At 63.3% G+C, this 22,904-nt stretch carries 22 protein-coding genes; 10 read left to right on the plus strand and 12 right to left on the minus strand.

From position 1 onward, the window contains the following. Window positions 1-94 precede the first annotated feature (94 nt). Complete coding sequence (locus NKI37_RS12095; protein ID WP_023732507.1) at window positions 95-1,168, plus strand: sensor domain-containing diguanylate cyclase; 1,074 nt, start codon at window positions 95-97, stop codon at window positions 1,166-1,168. Window positions 1,169-1,239: 71 nt separating this feature from the next. Here the strand turns inward: NKI37_RS12095 and NKI37_RS12100 are convergent, their stop codons facing one another. Beyond that, the gene (locus NKI37_RS12100) at window positions 1,240-2,232 is read right to left on the minus strand and encodes an adenosine kinase (protein WP_023692653.1); all 993 of its coding nucleotides are present in this window, start codon (window positions 2,230-2,232) and stop codon (window positions 1,240-1,242) included. A gap of 215 nt (window positions 2,233-2,447) precedes the next feature. On the opposite strand from NKI37_RS12100, the gene NKI37_RS12105 reads away from it, so the two are divergent. Continuing rightward, entirely contained in the window at window positions 2,448-3,350 is a 903-nt protein-coding gene (locus NKI37_RS12105; RefSeq protein ID WP_352788990.1) for a DMT family transporter, read from the plus strand. A 197-nt stretch (window positions 3,351-3,547) separates the two neighbouring features. Continuing rightward, on the plus strand, window positions 3,548-4,249 hold the full coding sequence (locus NKI37_RS12110) for a sulfate transporter family protein (protein ID WP_023736183.1): 702 nt from the start codon (window positions 3,548-3,550) through the stop codon (window positions 4,247-4,249). A gap of 5 nt (window positions 4,250-4,254) precedes the next feature. Here NKI37_RS12110 and NKI37_RS12115 read toward each other — a convergent pair whose 3' ends face one another. The 6 genes from NKI37_RS12115 to NKI37_RS12140 all read right to left on the minus strand — a co-directional run bounded on the left by NKI37_RS12115 (window position 4,255) and on the right by NKI37_RS12140 (window position 8,844). Next, on the minus strand, window positions 4,255-5,253 hold the full coding sequence (locus NKI37_RS12115; RefSeq protein WP_352788987.1) for a proline racemase family protein: 999 nt from the start codon (window positions 5,251-5,253) through the stop codon (window positions 4,255-4,257). 13 nt (window positions 5,254-5,266) lie between these two features. After that, window positions 5,267-6,070 carry an isocitrate lyase/PEP mutase family protein gene (locus NKI37_RS12120; RefSeq protein WP_023736182.1) on the minus strand — a complete coding sequence of 268 codons (804 nt, stop codon included), beginning with the start codon at window positions 6,068-6,070 and terminating at the stop codon, window positions 5,267-5,269. A gap of 77 nt (window positions 6,071-6,147) precedes the next feature. Continuing rightward, window positions 6,148-6,966 carry a hypothetical protein gene (locus tag NKI37_RS12125; RefSeq protein ID WP_352788984.1) on the minus strand — a complete coding sequence of 273 codons (819 nt, stop codon included), beginning with the start codon at window positions 6,964-6,966 and terminating at the stop codon, window positions 6,148-6,150. 176 nt (window positions 6,967-7,142) lie between these two features. Beyond that, entirely contained in the window at window positions 7,143-7,802 is a 660-nt protein-coding gene (locus NKI37_RS12130; RefSeq protein ID WP_023831176.1) for an HAD family hydrolase, read from the minus strand. Beyond that, window positions 7,803-8,288: a dUTP diphosphatase gene (gene dut, locus NKI37_RS12135; RefSeq protein ID WP_023698959.1), complete on the minus strand. Its 486-nt coding sequence runs from the start codon at window positions 8,286-8,288 to the stop codon at window positions 7,803-7,805. It lies immediately after the preceding gene. Window positions 8,289-8,373: 85 nt separating this feature from the next. Continuing rightward, window positions 8,374-8,844: an Lrp/AsnC family transcriptional regulator gene (locus NKI37_RS12140; protein ID WP_023672880.1), complete on the minus strand. Its 471-nt coding sequence runs from the start codon at window positions 8,842-8,844 to the stop codon at window positions 8,374-8,376. 113 nt (window positions 8,845-8,957) lie between these two features. Here NKI37_RS12140 and NKI37_RS12145 point away from each other — a divergent pair, with 113 nt between their 5' ends. The 3 genes from NKI37_RS12145 to NKI37_RS12155 all read left to right on the plus strand — a co-directional run bounded on the left by NKI37_RS12145 (window position 8,958) and on the right by NKI37_RS12155 (window position 11,696). Then, window positions 8,958-9,212 carry a DUF6356 family protein gene (locus NKI37_RS12145; protein ID WP_023685117.1) on the plus strand — a complete coding sequence of 85 codons (255 nt, stop codon included), beginning with the start codon at window positions 8,958-8,960 and terminating at the stop codon, window positions 9,210-9,212. Window positions 9,213-9,227: 15 nt separating this feature from the next. After that, window positions 9,228-10,022: a class II glutamine amidotransferase gene (locus NKI37_RS12150; protein ID WP_023685116.1), complete on the plus strand. Its 795-nt coding sequence runs from the start codon at window positions 9,228-9,230 to the stop codon at window positions 10,020-10,022. 300 nt (window positions 10,023-10,322) lie between these two features. After that, window positions 10,323-11,696, plus strand: coding sequence for an amidase (locus NKI37_RS12155; protein WP_352788981.1), 1,374 nt, complete (start codon window positions 10,323-10,325; stop codon window positions 11,694-11,696). Here NKI37_RS12155 and NKI37_RS12160 read toward each other — a convergent pair. Then, complete coding sequence (locus NKI37_RS12160; RefSeq protein ID WP_352794448.1) at window positions 11,690-12,763, minus strand: NAD(P)/FAD-dependent oxidoreductase; 1,074 nt, start codon at window positions 12,761-12,763, stop codon at window positions 11,690-11,692. The two genes, NKI37_RS12155 and NKI37_RS12160, sit on opposite strands and share 7 nt — an antisense overlap. A gap of 140 nt (window positions 12,764-12,903) precedes the next feature. Here NKI37_RS12160 and NKI37_RS12165 point away from each other — a divergent pair, with 140 nt between their 5' ends. After that, window positions 12,904-14,496, plus strand: a complete 1,593-nt coding sequence (locus NKI37_RS12165) for a peptide chain release factor 3 (RefSeq protein ID WP_286461313.1) — start codon at window positions 12,904-12,906, stop codon at window positions 14,494-14,496. 83 nt (window positions 14,497-14,579) lie between these two features. Here the strand turns inward: NKI37_RS12165 and NKI37_RS12170 are convergent, their stop codons facing one another. Continuing rightward, a complete protein-coding gene (locus NKI37_RS12170) occupies window positions 14,580-15,050 on the minus strand; it encodes a VOC family protein (RefSeq protein ID WP_023688814.1) in 471 nt (156 codons plus the stop codon). 270 nt (window positions 15,051-15,320) lie between these two features. Here NKI37_RS12170 and ilvD point away from each other — a divergent pair, with 270 nt between their 5' ends. Continuing rightward, window positions 15,321-17,165 carry a dihydroxy-acid dehydratase gene (gene ilvD, locus NKI37_RS12175; protein WP_023702645.1) on the plus strand — a complete coding sequence of 615 codons (1,845 nt, stop codon included), beginning with the start codon at window positions 15,321-15,323 and terminating at the stop codon, window positions 17,163-17,165. Window positions 17,166-17,175: 10 nt separating this feature from the next. Here the strand turns inward: ilvD and NKI37_RS12180 are convergent, their stop codons facing one another. Both NKI37_RS12180 and NKI37_RS12185 read right to left on the minus strand, forming a co-directional pair. Then, window positions 17,176-17,646: a hypothetical protein gene (locus NKI37_RS12180; RefSeq protein ID WP_156033682.1), complete on the minus strand. Its 471-nt coding sequence runs from the start codon at window positions 17,644-17,646 to the stop codon at window positions 17,176-17,178. Between the two features lie 54 nt (window positions 17,647-17,700). Beyond that, window positions 17,701-19,458 carry an ABC transporter ATP-binding protein gene (locus tag NKI37_RS12185; protein WP_023702647.1) on the minus strand — a complete coding sequence of 586 codons (1,758 nt, stop codon included), beginning with the start codon at window positions 19,456-19,458 and terminating at the stop codon, window positions 17,701-17,703. Between the two features lie 175 nt (window positions 19,459-19,633). Here NKI37_RS12185 and NKI37_RS12190 point away from each other — a divergent pair, with 175 nt between their 5' ends. Both NKI37_RS12190 and NKI37_RS12195 read left to right on the plus strand, forming a co-directional pair. Beyond that, the gene (locus NKI37_RS12190; RefSeq protein ID WP_352788974.1) at window positions 19,634-20,914 is read left to right on the plus strand and encodes an amidohydrolase family protein; all 1,281 of its coding nucleotides are present in this window, start codon (window positions 19,634-19,636) and stop codon (window positions 20,912-20,914) included. A gap of 72 nt (window positions 20,915-20,986) precedes the next feature. Next, on the plus strand, window positions 20,987-21,910 hold the full coding sequence (locus NKI37_RS12195; RefSeq protein ID WP_023715583.1) for a DMT family transporter: 924 nt from the start codon (window positions 20,987-20,989) through the stop codon (window positions 21,908-21,910). 1 nt (window position 21,911) lies between these two features. On the opposite strand, the gene NKI37_RS12200 is transcribed toward NKI37_RS12195, so the two are convergent. Then, window positions 21,912-22,814, minus strand: coding sequence for a phosphotransferase family protein (locus tag NKI37_RS12200; protein WP_023715584.1), 903 nt, complete (start codon window positions 22,812-22,814; stop codon window positions 21,912-21,914). Window positions 22,815-22,904: the final 90 nt, after the last annotated feature.

A 22,904-nucleotide genomic window follows, 5' to 3' on the forward strand; every position in this document is an offset into this window, starting at 1 on the left:
TTGATAATATTCGGCTGCTATAGGGAACGTTCTCGCCCCCTATGGCCTTATGGCATTGGCGGCGCGCTCAGACCGCCAAAACGGGGGTGCGGCCATGAAGCATGACACGGCATCTGTGGTCGGCCAGGGGGTCTATCACGACGAGCGCCTGGATGCGCTGCTGAGCATCACCGGCCGCATGGACGGTTATCTCTACCGTTGCCGCAACGATGCGTCCTACACCATGCTCTACATCAGCGACGGCATTTTAACCGTCAGCGGTTATCGGCCGAGCGACTTCATTCAAAATGCCGTGCGCGACTATGTCTCGGCGATCCACCCGGATGATCTCGCTGCGGTCTATGCCGCCGTCGATACCGCGCTCGAGGCGCGCTGCAACTGGAACGTCGACTACCGCATCGTGCCACAGGTCGGCGAGCCGCTCTGGGTGCGCGAGATCGGAGGCGGGGTCTGGGATGGTGCCGGCGAACTCGAATTCCTCGAAGGTTTCGTCGTCGACATTAGCGACCGTAAGGTAGTCGAGGATCTCAATGCCGAACTGCTGCTCGAACTCAAGGCCGCCAATGAGGAACTCTCCGTACAAAAGCGCGAGATCGAGCTGGCCAAGCAGCAGAGCGATCATTCGGCCAACCACGATGCATTGACCGGCCTGCCCAACCGGCGCGCCTTTCACAACGAGCTGAGGTCGGTGATCGACCGCTGCGACAGCACCGGCCAGGCGGCCGGCCTGCTGTTCATCGACCTCGATAGGTTCAAGAAGGTCAACGACACGCTCGGCCACGAGGCCGGCGACGCGCTGCTGCAGGAGGTGGCGGGTCAGCTTCGCACCATCCTGCGCAGCGCTGATTTCGTGGCGCGGCTCGGTGGAGACGAGTTCGCATTCCTGTTTTCAGGAGAGGCTAGCCGGGCCCGACAGAAGGCCGTGGGCGTCGCCGAACGTATCCTGGAAAAGCTGCGGATCAAGGTGCCGACGCCGAATGGAGCCATCCATGTTGGTTGCACCGTTGGCGTCGCCATCTACCCGGCGGAAGCGTCCGATTCGGAGGCGCTGATAACGCTCGCCGACCGACTGATGTACATCGGCAAAAAGAGCGGCCGCAACCGGCTGGTCACCGCCGGGGCTTTGGAACCCGGGCCTACGTCCGACGACCTTCGCCGCACCGCCTGAGCGGAGCGCCGGACAGCCTGATCCGGCGGGAACCCCTCATCTGGCTCGGCGCTGCGCGCCGAAAGACGGCCCTACAGCAACCCCGCCAATTGGGCCGCGCTGCGCAGGTTTTGCCGCGGCCGTGGCCCGAGCTGCTGGATCACCAGCCCGGCGGCCAGCGAGCCGAGATCGCCGCAATCCTTCAGGCTGCGCCCCGAGGTGTAGCCGTAGAGGAAACCGGCGGCATAGAGGTCGCCGGCGCCGGTGGTGTCGACCAGTTCGCGGATCGTCGTCGCCTGAATGGTGACGGTCTCGTCGCCGCGCACGATCACTGAGCCTTTTTCGGAGCGGGTGACGGCGGCAATCTTGCAGTCTTTGCGGATAGCCGCCAGCGCCTCGTCGAAGGATTTTGTCTGGTAGAGCGACTTGATCTCGTGGCTGTTGGCAAAGACAATGTCGACAGTGCCCGAGCGCATCAGCTCGAGGAACTCGTCCCGGTAGCGGTCGACGCAGAACGAATCCGACAACGTCATCGACACTTCGCGCCCGGCCTCGTGTGCGAGCTTCGCCGTCTGCCGGATCGCCTCCTTGGCGCGCGGCGGATCCCACAGATAGCCCTCGAAATAGGTAACCTTGGCGCCGGATGCCTTGTCGGCCTCGACGTCTTCCGGGCCGAGTTCGACGCAGGCGCCGAGATAGGTGTTCATCGAACGCTCGCCATCGGGGGTGACGAATATCATCGAGCGCGCCGTCGGCGGCTGTCCCTCAAGCGGCCTGGTGTCGAAGGCAACGCCCTGGGCATGGATGTCATGGGCGTAGATTTCGCCGAGCGGATCGTTCGACACCTTGCCGAAGAAGGCGGCGCGGCCGCCGAAGCTGGCGACGCCCGCCGCCGTGTTGCCGGCGCTGCCGCCCGAGGCCTCGATCGCCGGCCCCATGCGGCTGTAGAGCAGCTCGGCGCGCTTGGTGTCGATGAGGTTCATCGCACCCTTGATGATGCCGTTGGTCTCGAGAAAAGCGTCGTCGCACTGGGCGATGATGTCGACAATGGCATTGCCGATGCAAAGCACGTCAAAATCCGGCATCAATGTCTCCGCCTCGGAACCTGCCGGCTTTCTGCCGCGCCCGGGCGGGTCTACAGCATCACCCCGAAAAATGGCAACCGATTTCCATCCTTTGCCGGCCCAAGCCGGCGCGCGCGCCTGGGACGAGGCTCCATCACAGTTCGACCGTGGCCGAAGCATCTGACCGCCGGGTCGCCTACAAGCTTGGCCTCAAATCAAGCGCTGGAAGCACCCGCATGCAAGCAAAGACCGACATGACCACCGAACTGGCGCTGCTTGGCGTGCTGGCCGCCCTGTGGGGCCCGTCCTATACCTTCATCAAGATCGGTGTCGAGACGATCCCGCCGATATCCTTCATCGCTGCCCGCACCTTGATTGCCGGCGCCATCCTGCTCGCGCTGATCCGCTGGCGCGGCCTCGCCATGCCCAAGGACAGCGCGACCTTGTGGCGGTTCATGGTCCAGGCCTGCCTCAACAGCGTCGTGCCGTTCACGCTGATCGCCGCCGCCGAGCGCTCCATCGACGCCGGTCTGGCCACCATTCTCAACGCGACCTCGCCGATCTTCACCTTCCTGCTGACCGCGCTTATCACCCGCCATGAATCCGTGACCGCACGCAAGCTGTTCGGTGTCGGTGCCGGCATTGCCGGCATTTGCCTGATCGTCGGCACCCAGGCGCTTGGCGGGCTCGGCCATCAATTGTGGGCGCAGCTTGCCGTCATTGCCGCCACGGTCTGCTATGCCGGCGCCGCCATTTTCGGCCGCAGCTTTAGGGGACTCGACCCGATGCTGCCGGCCGCCGGCTCGATGCTGTGCGGCGCGGTCATCCTCGTCCCCTTGAGCCTGGCCTTCGACCGCCCGTGGACGCTGTCGCCTTCAATGGCGTCGATACTGGCCTTGTTGGCATTGTCGGTGTTCTCCACGGCGCTGGCCTTCTGCATCTTTTTCCGCCTCATCCACACGCTGGGTTCGGTCGGCACGACGTCGCAGGCCTATCTGCGCGTGCCGATCGGCGTCGGCATCGGTGTCCTGTTCCTCGGCGAAAGCATCGGGCCGACGGCGCTCTGGGGCATGGGCTGCGTCGTCGTCGGCGTTGCGGCAATGACCATCCCAGCCCGCTCCCGGGCGCTGGCGCGCTAGATCATGATGAGATTTGGTTGAAATCTCATCATGATCTAACCCTTTGTTGGAGCATGATCTTTTCCAAAAACCGGTACCCACTTTTTGGGATCATGCTCTAGTTCCCGTCCGGAATTGCGCCCGCTCCGGCAGGCTTGCGGCTGACAGGGTCTCAGCCTATGTCGGAGATATCCGTTCGTTCCTGGGGGTGAAACGCCGTGATCTTCAACGCTGCCCGCGCCGCCTTCAGCCGGCTGTTTTCTCCCGAATTCCGCGCGGTTTTCCTGAAGACGCTGGGCTTGACCGTCCTGGCGCTGGTCGCCTTGTGGTTCGTCTTGACCGGGCTTGTCGATTGGCTGGCCCTGCCATGGGTTCACTCCTTGCTGCCCGGCCTGCCGTCCTGGGCCGGATGGCTGAGCGGCATCATCGCTGCCATCGCGCTTGCCTTCGGGATGGCGCTGCTGATCGCGCCGGCGACGGCAATCGTGGCCGGCCTGTTTCTCGACGACATCGCCGAAGTGGTCGAGCGCACCGACTATCCGGCCGATCCCGTCGGACGCGCCATGCCGGCGCTGCGCTCGCTCGTGTTGTCGGTGAAATTCTTCGGCGTCGTCATCCTGGGCAACATCGTCGCCTTGCTCCTTCTGTTGGTTCCGGGCGTCAACATCGCCGCCTTCTTCATCGTCAACGGCTATCTGCTCGGACGTGAATTCTTCGAATTCGCCGCCATGCGCTTCCGCCCGGAAGATGAGGCGAGGGCGTTGCGCCGGAAATATGCCGGCACCGTCTTTCTGGCCGGGCTGCTCATCGCTGCCTTCCTCGCCGTGCCCCTGCTCAACCTGCTGACGCCGCTCTTTGCCGCCGCCATGATGGTGCATCTGCACAAGGCGGTCGGCGCGCGGGAGAGCGCCGGGCGATAGGCCTATCAACGCAGAAGAAAACCGCGTCCCAATTCGTCATCCGGCTCGACGGTGAATTCCGCCCGGCCCGAATAGTAGGCGCGGCCGCCGACGCGGGCGATGATCGCATCATGCGGGCCGGCCATGGTCGTGCGCGCCACCGCTCCGGAAAAGCGCGAGCCGGCGATGCTTTCGAAGGACCGCTCCTGACCAGGGTTGATCTCACCCTTGGCATGCATTGCCGCCAGCCGCGCGGTGACGCCGGAGCCGGTCGGCGAGCGGTCGACCTCGGCATCGGCAAAGACGCAGATGTTTTTTGTTGCCTCGCCGGAGAACGCATCGTGTCCATCGGTGAGGATGGTGCCGTAGAGGAAAGCGAGATCGGCATGGTCGGGATGCGATAGAGGGAACGCCGCCTTCAGCCGCTCGGTCAGCGCGGTTGCCGCGTCGACGAAATCGCGCACCCGGCTGCGGCCGAACTCCAGGCCGAATTGATGGCAGTCGGCCAGCGCGTAGAAGGCGCCGCCATAGGCGATGTCGAACGCAATCTTGCCGTATCCCCCCAATTCGATTTGTTGGTCATGGGCAAACAGAAAGGCCGGCACGCTTTCGAACGACACCGATCCCGCTTTGCCGTCCCTGACCTCGACCGAGGCGACGACCATGCCGCACGGCGCCTCGATGTTGACGGTGGTGATTGGCTCCTGCTTGACCACCAGCCCTTCGTCGACGGCGTAGCGGCCAAGCGCAATGATGGCGTGGCCGCACATCGTCGAATAGCCCTCGTTGTGCATAAACAGCACGGCCAGCTCGGCGCCGGGCAGGTCGGGCTCCACCATCAGCGCGCCATACATGTCGTAGTGGCCGCGCGGCTCGAAGATCAGCAGCTTGCGCAAATGGTCGAGGTGGTCGCGCACATAGGCGCGCTTTTCCAGGATCGTGCCTTTGGGAATGTCTGGATAGCCGTCGGTGACGATCCTGAGCGGCTCGCCGCCGGTGTGCATGTCGACGACGGTGAGCGTCATGCGCCGGGACCCCCTAGCCTGAGGATTTGGAAAACAGCGCCTGCAATTTGCCGAACGGGATGGCGGCCCGGGTGAAGCCGAACGTGCCGTCCTGCTGGATCTCGCGCGCCGCGGTTTCCAGCATGCCGAAGGCGAAATTGGTCAGCCACGGACCGAGCGAGATGCGCTTGACCCCGGCCATGGCAAGGTCGGCGATGGTGAAGGCCGGGAGTGCCATGACATTGACCGGCCTGCTCACCGCCGAGCAGACTTTCTGGATGGTCTCGACATCTTTGAGGCCGGGCGCATAGAGCACATCGGCGCCGGCCTTTTCGAAGGCCTGCAGCCGCTTGATCGTGTCGTCGAGATCCGGTTTGCCCCAAAGGAAATTCTCGGCCCGTGCGGTGAAGACGAAATCATGCTTGAGCGCCCGTGCGGCCTCAGCAGCAGCTGCAACGCGCTCGACGGCGTGTGAAAACTCATAGATGGGCTTGTCGGGATCGCCGGTATGGTCCTCGATCGAGCAGCCGGCGAGACCTGCCGCTTCGGCCGCAAAAACCGTCTCGGCGGCACTCGTCGCGCTGTCGCCCTTGCCTTTCTCGAGATCGGCCGACACCGGCAGGCTGGTTGCCGCCGTCAGCTCGCGGCAATGGTGGATCATCGCCTCGAAGGTCACTGCGCCATCGGGCAGGCCGCGCGAGAAGGCAAAACCGGCGCTGGTCGTCCCCAGCGCCTTGAAGCCGAAGGAGGCCAGGAGCTTGGTCGTGCCGACATCCCAGGGGTTGGGCATGACGAAGGTCGAGGCGTGCAGGTCGCGAAAGATCTTGCCCTTGTCCATGAGTGCTCCCTTCAGATGCGGAAATGCCGGCAGATTCTATCGTGCAGCAATGCACCGGGCAAACAAATGCGGTTGGCTCAGAAGCGTTTGGCGCTCTCTCCTGCCAATCTGTCCAGCGCATCGGAATCCTTGACGTAGTGCAACGTCTTCTTGTCCCAATGATAGGTGACGGAAATTGCGTGGGCTTCAGGCTTGGGCGGCTGGTCGTCGCAGCTCTCGCCGTTGAGCACCGTGGCGTCGGTCACCGTCACTTTGACCGCGGCATAAGGCTGTCCGTCAGCGATCGTCTGGAAAGCAACGTCCTGCTTGCGGCTGTAGGCGCACAGGTTCTCATCGAAGGTGAAGATCATGTCGATCAGTTGGAATTTGTCGTCGCGCAGCATGATCAGCGGCGTGATCGCGTAGTTTTGGCTCGAATTGAAATGCGCGCTCATGGTGATCACGATGTCGTCGTTCGGCCCAACGGAAAGCTTGCCCGGTTCACGGAAATAGGTGCCGCGGTCGAGCGCGACATTGACGGCGTCGAGCAGCTTCGGCTTGTCTGTGATGTCGTAGAGCGCCAGCACGGCATAGCCTTCGGCGCTGTCGGGAGAGTCGCCGAGGTCGTAGAGCATCGCCAGCCGGTCCTTGCCCCCGGCCTTGATGGCGAGCACGCCGGCGTTGGAGAGGCCCGATGTCTCAGGCGGCGAACCGCCGCCATCCGGTCCCTCGATGTGGCGCATCTCGATCGGCAATCCACCCCGGTAGAAACCGTTGCTGTTACCTGCGAGGCCGGGAATGACCATCCTTGCGAGGTCCAGATAGGTCACATCCATGTGGCCGGGGATGGCGCTGCCGAATTCCGGGAAGCTGACGGCCTGCGCGCCGGCTGCGGTCCAAAGCCACGGCAGCAGCACAAGCGCTAGAGCAATTTCAGGAAAAGTGTGTGCGGTTTTCCGGCCGGAAATTGCGACAAAACAAAAAGATAGAGCGGTTCGCCGTTTCCATGAAACGGTGAAACGCTTTAGGATGGAGCGAAGCAGGTTCGTTGGCATGGGCGCCTCAGGCTGGCCGCGCGGAACCTAACACAGCTTCAGTGGATCGGCACCAGCCCGGCAAGTTCGCGCATGTCGTCGAACAGGACGCCGCCGGCGCTGGCCAGGCCATCGCGGTCGGAATAGGGATCGCCATGATAGGAATAGACACGCATGCCGGCGGCAATGCCGGCCTGCGTGCCGGCAACGCTGTCCTCGATGACGATGCAGTCGGCCGGCGCAAAACCCATGGTCTTTGCCGCATGCAGGAACAGGTCCGGGAACGGCTTGCCGCGGCTGACCATGGTCGAAGAGAACATGGCATGCTCGAACAGCGGCAGCAGCCCGGTCTGGCCGAGCGTGATGTGCATCTTCGAGATACGCGCAGAAGTGGCGACGCAATAGGGAATGCCGGCCGCGCGAACCGCCTCGATGAAGTCGCGCACATAGGGGATCGCCTCGACGCCATGCGCAAACAGATCGGGCAGGCCGGCATTCCAGCGATCGACGAAATCGGCGCCGAGCCGCACCGTGGTCGTCTCTTCGATTTCCTTCTGCACCGAAGCCATGCTGCGGCCGGAAAAATATTTGCGGCAATATTCGAATGTGGTGGGATAACCGGCGGCAACAAACCACTCGGCAAGCCGCCGGTTGGCAAGGTTCTCGGTGTCGACCAGGATTCCGTCGCAGTCGAAGATGACCAGTTTCGGTATGCTCATTCAGGCGGTGCCGGTCGATCCGAACCCGCCCGCGCCGCGCGTCGTGGCGCCGGCCAGCGAGCGCTCCTCAACCGTCACCTGCGTCACCGCGGCAAAGACGATCTGGGCAATGCGCATGCCGCGCGTCACCGCGAAATCCTCGTCGCCGAGGTTGACCAGCAGCACCTTAACCTCGCCGCGATAGTCGCTGTCGACCGTGCCTGGTGAATTGAGGACGGTCAGCCCATGCTTGAAGGCAAGGCCGGAGCGCGGCCGCACCTGGCCTTCCATTCCTTCGGGAATTTCCAGGATCAGACCGGTCGGCACCAAGGCGCGCTTGCCAGGCAGGATCAGCAGCGGCCGGTCTTCCGGCACCGCGGCGCGCAGATCCATGCCGGCGGCGCCGGTGCTTTCATAGGCGGGAAGGGGAAGTCCATCTCCATGCGGCAACCTGACGAAGCCGACAGTGGGACCAATGACGGAGGAATTTTGGAAGGCTGCGCGCATAAAATCGATCCTATCGGCGCGAACGGCGATTCGGTCAACTCGTCCGCAGGCCTATCAACGGCTTTCTTTCAGGCGTCAGTGTGACCTAGCGCAATTCCATCGGAACGACGGTCGTCTCCTTGATCTCCTCCATGACGAAGGAGGCCGAAACGTCCGACAGCGCCACCTTGGCGATCAGCCGCTGATAGAGCCGGTCATAGGCCTTCATGTCAGCGACGCGGGCGCGCAGCACGTAGTCGAGATCGCCGGACATGCGATAGACCCCGGTGATCTCGGGAAAACCGGTCACCGCCGCACGGAACTTCTGCAGCCAGTCCGGGTCATGATTGGAGGTGCGGATCAGGATGAACACCGAAAGTCCGAGCCCGAGCTTGTCGGCATCGACCAGCGCCACCCGTCCGGTGATGACGCCGTCCTCTTCCAGCCGCTTGACCCGGCGCCAGCAGGCGTTGCGCGACAGCGACACTTTTTCGGAGAGCTGATCGACCGATAGTGTGCCGTCGCGTTGCAGCTCGGCCAGCAATCTTCGGTCGATTTCATCAAATTCAAGCGCCATGTGGGATGAATGTCCCGAACCACGGCGTTAGACAAGGACAAATTGAGACCGATGAACCTTTACCCCGTGGCAGGATACCCACATCGGGGCTTATCCCGGCAGGAGGGATCACCATGACGACGCTGTTTTCGAAGCTGTTCACCTCTCACCCGGCCAAGGTGGGCGAGACCTATTTCAGCCATATGGCCTTTGCCGCCTGGTTCTGCTCGCGCCTCCTGATGGCCGCTGGTGCGGCACTCGTTCACGCTTTCTTGCCGTTTCTCTTCGAAACTACGGCAAGCCGAATCGTTCGCGAACTCTACGAGCGGACGCACAACAGAGGCTCGCACGCGGTCAAGGAGCCCCAGGCTCTCTTGGATCGCGCCTAGGATTGGTTAGAAGCCATGTGCCGATGGGCGGCCTATCTGGGTGAAGCGGTCTTCCTCGAAGACGTCGTCACCGCACCTTGCCACTCGCTGATCGCCCAGAGCCATTGCGCCCAGGAAGCCAAGTCGCCGACCAATGGCGACGGTTTCGGCCTTGCCTGGTATGGCGACCGGCCCGAGCCCGGCCTCTACCGCGACATCCTGCCGGCCTGGTCGGATCCCAATCTGAAAAGCCTATGCCGGCAGATCAAATCCGGCCTGTTCCTCGCCCATGTCAGGGCGTCGACCGGCGGCGCCACCAGCCGCATGAACTGCCATCCCTTCATCTCCGGCAACTGGTCGTTCATGCACAACGGCCAGATCGGCGGCTTCGAAAAGATCCGCCGCGCGCTGGAGAACTCGCTCTCTGACGCCGTCTTCGACCAGCGCGAGGGCACCACCGATTCCGAATTGTTTTTCCTGCTGATGATCGACGAGGGTCTTGCTGGCGACCCGCAAGGGGCAGTATCGCGCGCCACCGCTCGGGTTCTGGAGGCGTCACGCCACGCCGGTCTCGAACCGGCCTTGAAACTCACTGCGGCCCTTTCGGATGGGCGCGCGCTCTATGCCGTGCGCTACGCAAGCGATGCCCACGCACCGACGCTGTACACGTCGCTCCGCAACGGCGGTCGTTGCATCGTGTCCGAACCCTTCGACCGCGAAGGCGGCGACTGGCAGGCGATCCCGCCGGCGAGTTTTGTCACGATCACTGGCGATGGGATGAGCATTCGGCCGTTCGTGCCGGCTGTGGCAAGGCTGGCACTGGTCGTCTAGGCCCTAGTCTAAGCCGCATTCCTTCGCGCCCCCCTCTGTCCTGCCGGACATCTCCCCCACGAGGGGGGAGATTGGAGGTCACGGCGGCCTTCGCCAATTTTCAACGCAGGAAAAGGGGCGCCGAAGCCAAAGCTGCCAATCTCCCCCCAAAGTGGGGGAGATGTCCGGCAGGACAGAGGGGGCGCCGTAGAGCGCCAACCTCAACCGACCGGCAAGCGCAATTTTGATCAAGCGCCGATGATCTCCGAATGCTGAACTTGGTTTCAAACCGCGATACGTTTGGCAGCAGCCGGAGCAATCATGGACCTCGCCTTTTCCTCGACCATCGATCTCGCCGCCGCAATCGCGGCGCGAAAGATCTCCGCCGTCGAAGCTCTGGACGCCCATCTGGTCCAAATCGACCGACACAACGAGGCCGTCAACGCCATCGTCAATCTCGACCGCGAAGGCGCCCGTGAGCGCGCTGAAAACGCCGACGTGGCATTGGCGCATGGCGATGCGCTCGGCCCGCTGCATGGCGTGCCCTTCACCCTGAAGGATACGCACGAAACGGCCGACATGGAGACCACGGTCGGTTTCCCGCCTTTCGCCAACCATACGGCAAAATCGGACAGCCCGGTCGTCTCCCGATTGAAAGCCGCAGGCGGCATCCTGATTGGAAAGACCAATGTCGCGACCATGCTGGGCGACTGGCAGTCGGACAATCCGCTGTTCGGTCGCACCAGCAATCCGTGGAACCGCTCGCGCACGTCAGGCGGGTCCAGCGGTGGCGCCGCGGCAGCGGTGGCGACCGGCATGACGCCGTTCGATGTGGGAACCGACATGCAGGATTCGATCCGCCTGCCGTCGGCTTTTTGCGGTGTCTACGGGTTGAAACCGACCGAGCACCGCGTGTCGCTGGCCGGCGCCTTCCCCGATCCGAACGGCGCGGCGCGAAGCGTGCGGTTGATGTCCTGCCTCGGCCCGCTGGCGCGCAGCGTGGACGATCTTGCGCTGATCTACAAAATCATCGCCGGCCCGGACGGAGCAGACACCGACCTCGCGCCGGTGCCCGTAGAGGCCATGCCCAGGCTCGACCTCAAGACATTGCGCATCGCCGTCGCGCCGTCCTTCCCCGGCTTTCCGGTGGCTGGCGAAATCGCTGTCGCCGCCGAAAGCCTGGCCAAGCGGTTGCAATCAGCAGGGGTGATTGTGGAAGAAGCGAACTTGCCTGAGATCGATCTGCATGACGATCTGGAGCAGGGCGGCGATCTGATCGGCATGATGCTGGAGGCAGCGCAGCCCGAACCGCCGGAGCAGCCAACGCCGATCACCAATTGGTTCGAGGCGCTCGCTCGCCGCGACCGCTCGATCCTGGCCTGGGACAGGTTCTTCGAAACCTGCGATGCCTTGCTGTGCCCGGTCGCCATGACCACGGCCTTCGCGCATTGTGAGCCCGGCACGCCGATCGAAGTCGACGGCAAGGAGCAAAGCTATTGGATGCTACCGGCCTATGGCGCGGTCTTCAATTATTCCGGCCATCCGGCACTCTCGCTGCCCTGCGGGCAAGACCGCGACGGCCTGCCTATCGGCCTGCAACTGGTCGGCAAGCGCTGGTCGGAATCGCGGCTGCTCGGCATCGCCAAGGCGATCGAAGCGCTGACCGGCGGCTTCAAGCGTCCGCCGGGCTACTGAGCAAACCGACCCAACCCATAAGGCGTCAGCAGCGGATCACGCTCGCCGTCGAGAATTTCGCGCGTGGCGAACAGCCCGACCGCGGGCGCCAGCGTGATGCCGGAATGCATGACGGCGACATAGAGGCCGTCGGCGCCCTCGGCGCGGCCGATGATCGGAAAGCCGTCGATCGGCGTCGGCCGGTAGCCAACCGTGTGGAAATCGAATTCCAGTTCGTCGGCGCCGCGCAAAGCCGCCTTCATTGCTGCAAACAGCTCGCGCGCCGTGGCGTCGGGATTCTCACCGGGATCGCTCCCCGCGAAATCCGAGCCGGCGATGATGCGGCCCTCCGCCGTCTGGCGCATATGCAGCCTCTCGGCATGCACCAGCCCGGTGAGGAGCTTCTTGTAGGGCTGCGAGTGGACGATCAGACCGGGCGGCGTCTCCATCGGCAGCTTGATGCCGGCGGTAGCGGCAATATCGGGCGCCCCGACACCGGCTGCGATCACCACCTCTTCGGCTGGCATCAGCCCATGCGATGTATCGACACCGGCAATCCTGCCATCGGTCTGGACAAGTGCGGTTACAGAACTGGAGAGAACGCGCGCACCTTGCCGTTCTGCGTCGGCCAGCAGCGCCTTGGCCGCTGCGACCGGTTCGGCCACGCCTTCTTCCGCGACATAGACAGCGAATTCCGGCGGCTCGACGAGATTGGGCTCGATTTGCGCTGCCCGCCCGGCGTCGACGCGTTCGATGCCGTAACCCCAGGAAGCGTGCTCAGCCGCGTAGGCTTCGAGCCGGTCGGCCGGCAAATCCCAGCACAAGCCGCCGCACCAGGCGAGCGGCAGTCCAGGCAACTCGTCTGCCAGCCGCTTCCACTCGGCCATGGCGCGGGTGCGCAGCCGGAAATAGATTTCGGGGTTACCCCAGCTGGCGTTGATCCAGGCAAAGGAATTGGGCGTCGCGACGCCACCGGCGCCGCTCTCCGAAACCACCGTCACCCGCGCGCCAGCCTTGGTCAGGTGCCAGGCGATGGAAGCGCCGACAATGCCGGCGCCGATGACGATGACTTCTTTAGCGCTGCTCATACCGGACCTCTCAAAATGGGCTCCTCTGATGCCACCGCAGCGGGTTAAGCTCAAGGGCGGTCGAGGCCTGCCGGCCCGAAACGGTCGACAGGCTGGCAATGCGCTGCTAGAAGCCCGCGCCACAGACAGGATTCCAGAAATTGGCTGAAGACATCGAACAGGCGGTATCGCGCCGCCGCACTTTCGCGATCATCGCCCACCCCGACGCCGGCAAGACGACGCTCACCGAAAAGCTGCTGCTGTTCGGCGGCGCCATCCAGCTTGCCGGCGAGGTCAAGGCCAAGAAGGACCGCATCCAGACCCGGTCCGACTGGATGAAGATCGAGCGCGAGCGCGGCATTTCGGTCGTCACCTCGGTGATGACCTTCGAATATGAGGACAATGTCTTCAACCTGCTCGATACGCCCGGCCACGAGGATTTTGCCGACGACACCTACCGCACCCTGTCGGCGGTCGATAGCGCCGTCATGGTCATCGACGCCGCCAAGGGTATCGAGCCGCGCACGCTGAAACTGTTCGAAGTCTGCCGGCTGCGCGACATCCCGATCATCACCTTCATCAACAAGATGGACCGCGAAAGCCGCGACCCGTTCGAAATTCTCGACGAGATCGAGCAGAAGTTGGCGCTGGACACTGCCCCCATCACCTGGCCGATCGGCCGCGGCAAGACTTTTGCCGGCACCTACCACCTGGCGCTCAACGCTGTGCGCAGGGGCGATGCCGAGAAAGAGCGCACGCCGGTCAACGGCCCCGACTCCAACCGCGTCGCCGGCCTGCTGCCGGAAAACGAGCGCGAGGCCTTCATCGAGGAGCTGGAGCTCGCGCGCGAAGCTTGCCGCCCGCTCGACATCGACGCCTTCCGCGAAGGCCATCTGACACCGGTCTATTTCGGCTCGGCGCTGCGCAATTACGGCGTGCGCGACCTGATCGAGGCGCTCGGCGCCTTCGGCCCGCCGCCGCGTGCGCAGGACGCAGACACCCGCAAGGTCGAGGCGACGGAGGAGAAGATGACGTCCTTCGTGTTCAAGATCCAGGCCAATATGGACCCCAACCATCGCGACCGCATCGCCTTCGTGCGCGTCTGTTCGGGCAAGCTCGAGCGCGGCATGAAGGCCAAGCTGGTGCGCACCGGCAAGCCGATGAGCCTGTCGGCGCCGCAGTTCTTCTTTGCCCGCACCCGCGTCACCGCCGACGAAGCGTTTGCCGGCGATGTCGTCGGCATTCCCAACCACGGCACGCTGCGTATCGGCGATACGCTGACCGAAGGCGAGGAGATACTGTTCCGCGGCGTACCCAACTTCGCGCCGGAAATCCTGCGCCGTGTGCGCCTCGGCGACGCGATGAAGGCGAAAAAACTCAAGGAAGCGCTGCACCAGATGGCCGAGGAAGGCGTCGTGCAGCTGTTTTCGCCGGAAGACGGCTCGCCGGCCATCGTCGGTGTCGTCGGCGCGTTGCAGCTCGACGTCTTGAAGGAGCGGCTGAATTTCGAATACACGCTGCCGGTCGAATTCGAAATGTCGCGCTTCTCGGTCTGCCGCTGGATCTCGGCCGACGACAAGGGCGAGACGCTTCGCTTCATCGAAGCGCATCGCGGCGACATCGCCCGCGACCTCGACAACGACCCTGTGTTTCTGGCCCAGCACGCCTTCTCGCTGAACTACGAAGCCGAACGCTGGAAGGCGATCCGCTTCGCAACCGTCAAGGACTACCAGGTCCGCGACAAGGCGGCGTAAGGCGCCATCTTGCCTTCTCCCCGTTCACTGGGAGAAGGTGCCCGAAGCGCGGATGAGGGGCAGCGAGGCGTTGAGGGCTTCACTCAGCCTTTGGCAGCTTCCTCGATCTTGGCGATATCGATCTTGCTCATCTGCATCATCGCCGACATCACCCGCCCGGCCTTGGCCCGGTCCGGATCCAGAAGCAGGCGCGGCAGTTGCTCCGGCACGACTTGCCAGGAGACGCCGAACTTGTCCTTCAGCCAGCTGCATTGCGACGGTTCGCCGCCGCCTTCGATGAGCTTGTCCCAGAAATAATCGACCTCTTCCTGGGTCTTGCAGTCGATCGACTGTGACATCGCCTCGTTGAACTTGAATTGCGGTCCGCCGTTGAGTGCCTGGAACTGCACGCCGTCGAGTTCGAACGTGGTCACCAGCGCCTTGCCGGCATCGGCTTGGCCTTCGGGCCAACGCAGCACGCTCAGCACCTTCGAATTCTTGAAGATGGAGACGTAGAAATTCATCGCCTCTTCGGCCTGGCCATCGAACCACAGGCAGGTGGTGATCTTTTGCATGTCATGCTCCTCGGGTGTTTGGTTGCGGTTACAGGTGAAGCTGCTGACTTATAGAAATGGTGCCATTCCCTTGCCGTCGTCCAAGGACGGATGCCGGGCTAGCGATCCGACACTGGCCGGCAATCTTTTTCGAAACCCTGATTTTCAGCGAGACTCTGGCGCATTGCAAAAAAGTGGCCAGACCATACTTGCCGGTCTATAAACCCTGCGATCCAAGTTCCGCGCCGCCACGCTCCGCACCGGGCGCAGCCAGCCAGCCAAGGAAAATTCATGCCTGCCTATCGCTCCCGCACCACCACCCACGGCCGCAACATGGCCGGCGCCCGCGGCCTGTGGCGCGCCACCGGCATGAAGGATTCGGATTTCGGCAAGCCGATCATCGCGGTGGTCAATTCCTTCACCCAGTTCGTGCCGGGTCATGTCCATCTGAAAGACCTTGGCCAGCTGGTGGCGCGCGAGATCGAGAAGGCCGGCGGCGTCGCCAAGGAATTCAACACCATCGCCGTCGATGACGGCATCGCCATGGGCCATGACGGCATGCTCTATTCGCTGCCGTCGCGCGAGCTGATCGCGGACTCGGTCGAATATATGGTCAACGCGCATTGCGCCGATGCCATGGTCTGCATCTCCAATTGCGACAAGATCACGCCCGGCATGCTGATGGCCTCCTTGCGCCTCAATATCCCAAGCGTCTTCGTCTCCGGGGGGCCGATGGAAGCCGGCAAGGTGGTGCTCGCCGGCAAGACACAAGCGCTCGACCTGGTCGACGCCATGGTTGCCGCCGCCGACGACAAGATCTCCGACGAGGACGTCAAGGTCATCGAACGCTCGGCCTGCCCGACCTGCGGCTCGTGCTCCGGCATGTTCACCGCCAATTCGATGAATTGCCTGACCGAGGCGCTCGGCCTGTCGCTACCCGGCAACGGCTCGACCCTGGCAACCCACGCCGACCGCAAGCGGCTGTTCGTCGAGGCCGGCCATCTCATCGTCGATCTCGCCCAGCGCTACTACGAGCAGGATGATGAGTCGGCACTGCCGCGCAGCATCGCCTCCAAAGGCGCCTTCGAGAACGCCATGACGCTCGATATCGCCATGGGCGGCTCGACCAACACCGTGCTGCATATCCTGGCCGCCGCCCATGAGGGCGAGGTCGATTTCACCATGGAAGACATCGACCGGCTGTCACGCCGCGTTCCGGTGCTGTGCAAGGTCGCACCGGCCAAGTCCGACGTGCATATGGAAGATGTCCATCGTGCCGGCGGCATCATGGCGATCCTCGGCCAGCTCGACAATGCCGGGCTGCTCAACCGCAACCTGCCGACGGTGCATACGGCAAGCCTCGGCGAAGCGCTCGACCATTGGGACATTTCCCGCACCTCAAGCCAGAGCGTCCGCGACTTCTTTCTCGCCGCTCCGGGTGGCGTGCCGACACAGGTCGCCTTCAGCCAGGACCGCCGCTGGGACGAGCTCGACCTCGACCGCGAGAAGGGCGTCATCCGCTCAGCCGAGACGCCGTTCTCGAGAGACGGCGGCCTTGCCGTGCTGAAAGGCAATCTGGCGCTCGACGGCTGCATCGTGAAGACGGCCGGCGTCGACGAGTCGATCCTGAAGTTCACCGGCCCGGCCCGCGTGTTCGAAAGCCAGGACGCTTCCGTCAAAGCGATCCTGTCCAACGAGATCAAGGCCGGCGATGTCGTCGTCATCCGCTATGAAGGGCCGCGTGGCGGCCCCGGCATGCAGGAAATGCTCTACCCCACGAGCTATCTGAAGTCGAAAGGCCTCGGCAAAGCCTGCGCGCTGGTCACCGACGGCCGCTTCTCCGGCGGCACATCAGGCCTGTCGATCGGCCATGCCTCGCCCGAAGCAGCGGAAGGCGGCACGATCGGACTGGTGCAGGAAGGCGATACGATCGAGATCGACATCCCCAACCGCACGATCCGGCTTGCTGTCAGCGACGCTGAACTCGACGCGCGCCGCGCGGCCATGGAGGCAAAGGGCGCCATGGCCTGGAAGCCCGAGGAAAAGCGCAAGCGCAAGGTGACGACCGCGCTGCGCGCTTACGCCGCCTTCGCCACCAGCGCCGACAAGGGCGCGGTGCGGCACGTGCCGGAGTGATCCAGCCCGGCTAGTGGTACTGGCCGTACCAAGGCGATTTCGGATCGGGAAGATAGGGCCAATCCGTGCGGGTTGGCAGCGATCGCTTTGCGTCTTCCGCCTGTGATGGTGTCAAGAAGATGCCGAACAGGTCGTTTCCACCGTTGAGCGCGTAGTATCGCACGCCCGAATGGGTGAGTTGGTCATTGATGATTTTGAAGAAGACATAAGTGGCCGTGCCCCAGCTTTTGTCTTCGCTGCCCACACTATCCGGGGCGTATATCACGAACTCCTGGCCAGCCGAGCGCACGGCATATCGTGAAGCGTACATGTCTACGCTTTCCTCGATTGCGATTGGGTCTTTCACATATTGCCGAAGCTCGGGCAAAACTTCTTGGTAGGTCTTTGCGATTCCTTGTTCGGCGAGGTTCTCCGCGTCGAGGTGATGCGCCTTGTCGTAGTCGAGAGCCATGGCAGGAGATTGCGCGGCAAAGGTGCCCAACAAGACGGATCGTAGAAAGGACATGAACCGAGCAGCGCGCATACTCGCACTCCGTTATGGCATCAACTGATATTCATAAAGCTTCTGATACAGCCCGCCTTGGTTGAGCAGCGTGCGATGCGCGCCGCTTTCCACCACCTTGCCGGCCTCCAGCACCACGATCGTGTCGGCCTGGTGCACGGTCGACAGGCGGTGGGCAATGACGATGGTGGTGCGCCCGACCGTCAGCTGCTGCAGCGCGTCGCGGAAAAGCGCCTCGGATTCGGCGTCGAGCGCGCTGGTCGCCTCGTCTAGCAGCAGGATTTCGGCATTGCGCAGCATGGCGCGCGCGATCGAGATGCGCTGGCGCTGGCCGCCTGACAGCAGCGCGCCATTCTCGCCGACATCCGTGTCGTACCCTTTCGCCTGGGCGCTGATGAAGTCATGTGCATTGGCGGCCCTTGCGGCGGCCATTACTTCCTCGTCCGTGGCGCCCTCGCGCCCGAGCCTGATGTTGTGCATGATCGTGCCGGCAAACAGGAACGTGTCCTGGCTGACATAGGCGATCTTTTCCCTGACCGAGGTGAGCGTGGCACAAGAAATGTCCTGCCCGTCGAACATCACCCTGCCGACCTGCGGGTCGTACATGCGCATGATCAGGTTGAGGATGGTCGACTTGCCGCTGCCCGAGGGTCCGACCAGCGCCGTCATTTTGCCGGCGGCAAGCGTCAGGTCCAGTCCCTCGAACACCGGCGAGCTTTCGGGGTAGGCGAAGCTGACATTGTCGAAATGGATCTCGCCCGGCCCGGCCCGCAGCGGCTTTGCATCCGGCTTTTCGGCCAGCGTCAGCGGCCGGTCGGCGAGCTGGAACATCATGCGCACGCCGACAATGCCGGTTTCAAGCGAGATGCGTACGCGGGCCAGGCGCTTGGCCGGCTCATAGGCCAACAGCAGCGCCGCGATGAAGGCCATGATGTTGCCCGGCATCTGACCGCCGCCGCCCAGAACCAGGAAGCCGCTGACAAAAACGGCGCCAGCGATGGCCAGCCCCGCAAGCGTTTCCATAACCGGGCTGGTGGCGGCCTCCAGCGTGGCGATGTTGTTGGCGCGGCTCTCCACGTCCGACACGGCCTTGTACATGCGCTTCCGCATGGCGCCTTCGAGGCCGAAGGATTTGACGACGCGCACGCCGATCGCAGTTTCCTGCATCACCTGCACGATCTGGCCGAGCGAACGGAATTCTTGCGAGGCAATTTTTCGGACGCGCTTCAGGATACGATTGACGCCGTAAATGGCGATCGGCCCGATCACCAGACAGATCAGGGACAGCGCCGGCTGCTGCCAGACCATCACCCCCACCAGCGCAGCCAGCGTCACCAGGTCGCGAACATAGGACGTGACGATTTGGTCGAGCACGCTGCGCGCGGCCTGGGCATTGTTCGTCATGCGCGAAATCAGTTCGGACGAAGAGGTCGAATGATAGAATTCGATGCCTTGCGCGAGAATGCTGTCATAGATCTTGCGCTGCCGGTCGGCGATGATGGCATTGCCGACCCTGCTCATGAAGTAGGCCTGGATGAAGTTTGCGAAGCCCTTGAGAATGAAAATCGCTCCGGTCGCCGCCGCGATCAGATTGACCTGCCCAATCCTCTTATAAACCACGAATTCATTGGTGATTTCGCGCAGCATATAGGCGCTGGCTGCTGTCGTTGCCGCCACAACCAGCATCGACAGAATGGCCGCAGCGTAGCCAAATCTATGCGCGTGAAAGGATTCCCGCAAAAGCCTTGCGATAAGGCGCTGGTTTTCCGTCGAACGGAAGAAGCGAAACAAATGGCCGATCCCATGCCTGACTGACGAATTTCGGATTCGCCACCAGGGCGAAAGGCGGCTTATAGAGCGAGTTGTGGCCGGATGGAACCTTTCGCTGTCGCGGAGACAATCGGCTGCGGCACGGTGTCTTTTGCGCCACGATTGCGGCGTTCGAGCTTCAGGGAGATGACGACAGATGGATTTCGACCTTGTTGTGCGCGGCGGAACGCTGCCCGACGGCACCGTCGCCGACCTCGGCATCATCGGCGAGACGATCGTCGCCATCGAGCCCGAACTGCATGTCAGCGCCGGCACGGCGATCGACGCCCGTGGCAATCTGATCTCGCCTCCCTTCGTCGATCCGCATTTCCATATGGATGCGACGCTGTCCTACGGCATTCCACGCATCAACGCTTCGGGTACGCTGCTGGAAGGCATTTCGCTGTGGGGCGAACTGAAGCCGCTGTTGACCCATAACGCGGTTCGCGAGCGGGCGCTCGCCTATTGCGACTGGGCGGTCTCGATGGGCCTGCTCGCCATCCGTACCCATGTCGATGTCTGCGACGACCGGCTGCTGGCGGTCGAGGCGCTGCTCGACGTCAAGAAGATTGTCGCGCCCTATATCGATCTGCAACTGGTCGCTTTCCCGCAGGATGGCTTCTACCGTTCGCCGACGGCGCGCCAGAACACGCTGCGCGCGCTCGACATGGGCGTCGACATCGTCGGCGGCATCCCGCATTTCGAACGCACCATGGCCGACGGCACGCGCTCGGTGACCGAATTGTGCGAAATCGCGGCGAAGCGCGGGCTGATGGTCGACCTGCATTGCGACGAGACCGACGATCCGCTGTCGCGCCACATCGAGCAGCTTGCCTGTGAGACGCAGCGCCTTGGCCTTCAGGGCAAGGTGGCCGGCTCGCATCTGACTTCAATGCACTCGATGGACAATTATTACGTCTCCAAGCTCCTGCCGCTGATTGCCGAGGCCGGTGTGTCGGCGATCCCCAATCCGTTGATCAACATCATGCTGCAGGGCCGCCACGACACGTTTCCCAAACGCCGCGGGATGACCCGGGTGAAGGAGATGCTGGCGCTCGGCATCCGGGTCGGTTGGGGCCAGGATTGCGTTCTCGACCCCTGGTATTCGCTGGGCACCGCCGACATGCTCGACGTCGCCTTCATGGGGCTTCACGTCGCTCAGATGTCGAGCCCTGCCGACATGGCACGCTGCTTCGACATGGTCACCAACGTCAACGCCGCCATCATGGGCCTCGATCATCTCGGCCTTGCCGTGGGCAAGCGCGCCAGCTTCGTTATCCTCGATGCCGGCAACCCGATCGAAGCCTTGAGGTTACGTGCCGAACGGCTGTGCGTCGTCGCCAGGGGCAAGGTGGTGGCCGAGCGCACGAAACAGGAGACACGGCTGTCGATCGCCGGCCGTCCCGGACAGGTGAACCGGCGGCACAAAACTGCGTAGAAACAGCCGATTTCCGCCGCTGGTCTTACCGATTTGCCTCGTCAAAGCGACCGCTTGCAGCTAGGGAGCCGCATGGCCCAGTCGCTCGTCCGCACCTTCACTATCAGGAACGCGCTTCTGGCCGGCATCCTCTTGATGCTGGCCGGCGACTTCATGTTCGCGCTGAACGACGCGATGGGCAAATGGCTGGTCGCCAGCTTCTCGGTCGGCCAGGTGGTGCTGATCCGATCCATCGGCGCCTTCATCGTGCTCGGCCCGATGATCGCCAACCAGGGCGCCCGCAGACTGTTCCGGATGGAGCGGCCGGTCCTCCAGATTCTGCGCGTGCTGGCGACCACGGCGGACACGGCGCTGTTCTATGCCGCCGTCGTCTATCTTCCGCTTGCCGACGTGATGAGCTTCTACATGGCCGGGCCGATCTATGTGGCGGCGCTGTCGCATTTCCTGCTCGGCGAAAAGGTCGGCTGGCGCCGCTGGGCCGCCATCATGGTCGGCTTCTGCGGCGTGCTGATCATCTTGAAGCCGTCTTCGGCGGCGTTCTCGCAGTCCTCGCTGTTCGCACTGGTCGGCAGCATCGCCTTCGCCTTTGCCATCATCCTCAGCCGCCGCCTGCGCGGCACCAGCGACACAACGCTGGTCACCTGGCAGACTATCGGCACGCTGCTGGTCGGCGGCGTGATGACCATCGGCGCCTGGCAGACGCCCTCGGCACTCGATTTCGGCGCCATGCTCCTGCTCGGCATCGTCTCCTGCAGCGCGCATCTGATGATTACCAGGGCGCTGAAACTGGCCCCTGCCTCGACGCTGGCGCCGCTGCACTACAGCCTGCTTCTATGGGCGGTGATCTTCGGCCTGGCCTTCTTCGGCGACGTGCCGGGACCGCGCATCCTGATCGGCTCGGCCATCGTCGTGCTCGCCGGCCTGTTCATCTTCCACCGCCAGAAGGTGGTCGAAACAGGCGTGCCGCCGGAGAACGTGCCGAAAGGCGTGAATTGACCTAACCTTGGCGCACCGCCGCCAGATGCCGTGAAAACTCAGGCGTTTCCATCAGCGCCTTGCAACGGGCGAAGCGGCCGTCGGCATAGGCGCGGAAATCCTCGACCGGGTTGTTGTTGGCAAGCTGGATAAGGCCCCAGAGCGTCCACAACAGGTCGCACATCGCCTTGTAGGTGACGACGCGGCCGCGCTCGGCCGGTTTTGCCTCGCCGCCGAAATAGGCGCGCATCATCTCTTCCTCCTGCGCGGTGTCGAACCGGCCTTCGACCGAGAGGTCGCCGAGATCCCAGAGCGGGTCATTCATCCCCGAATATTCCCAGTCGACGATCCACATCCGCTCGCCCGTATCGAGAAAATTCTCGCACAGTGGATCGCAATGGCAGGCGGCAATCGGCAGTCTATGCGCGGCAAGGGACGCACGCACGGTGTCGGATTCGCGCACCACGTCGTGGTAGCCCGGCGGCAAGGCGACTTCCTTGGTCGATAAGACCTTGAGATAGTCGTCGATCATCGCAAACAGCTCGAAGCGGAACGGAAATACCGCACCGGACGTGTGCAGCTTGCGGAAGGCTTCGCCGGCGCGGGCCGGGCTGCCGGCGCGCAGCTTGAACTTTTCCGGCGACATCGTCACGGCGCCGGCAACGAAGCGGCTCGCCAGCACGCCTGTCGCGGGGTCGACATGCAGCACTTCGGGGCTGACGCCCGCTTTGGCCGCCTCACGCGCCGCCACCGCTTCATTGGCGCGGTTGATATACTCCTCGGTGCCTTTGCCGGGGATACGCAGGCAGATATCGCCGGCCCGAAAGACGAGATTGGTCATCCCGCCCAGCCGCTCAAGCGGTCCGTCATAGCCCGCCAATGCCGGAATTGCCGCAAGTGTTGCGCGTGCCTCGTCGGTCCCCATGCCTGTTGCCCCTGGCGTGTTATTTCTTGCGACAACGGTTCCACAGTTTTCGCCGTTTGGCTATCATCCCGATCGAGGGTGAGCAGCGAG

Origin of the sequence: Mesorhizobium sp. M0626, assembly GCF_040320665.1 — a bacterium.
Lineage (GTDB): Bacteria > Pseudomonadota > Alphaproteobacteria > Rhizobiales > Rhizobiaceae > Mesorhizobium.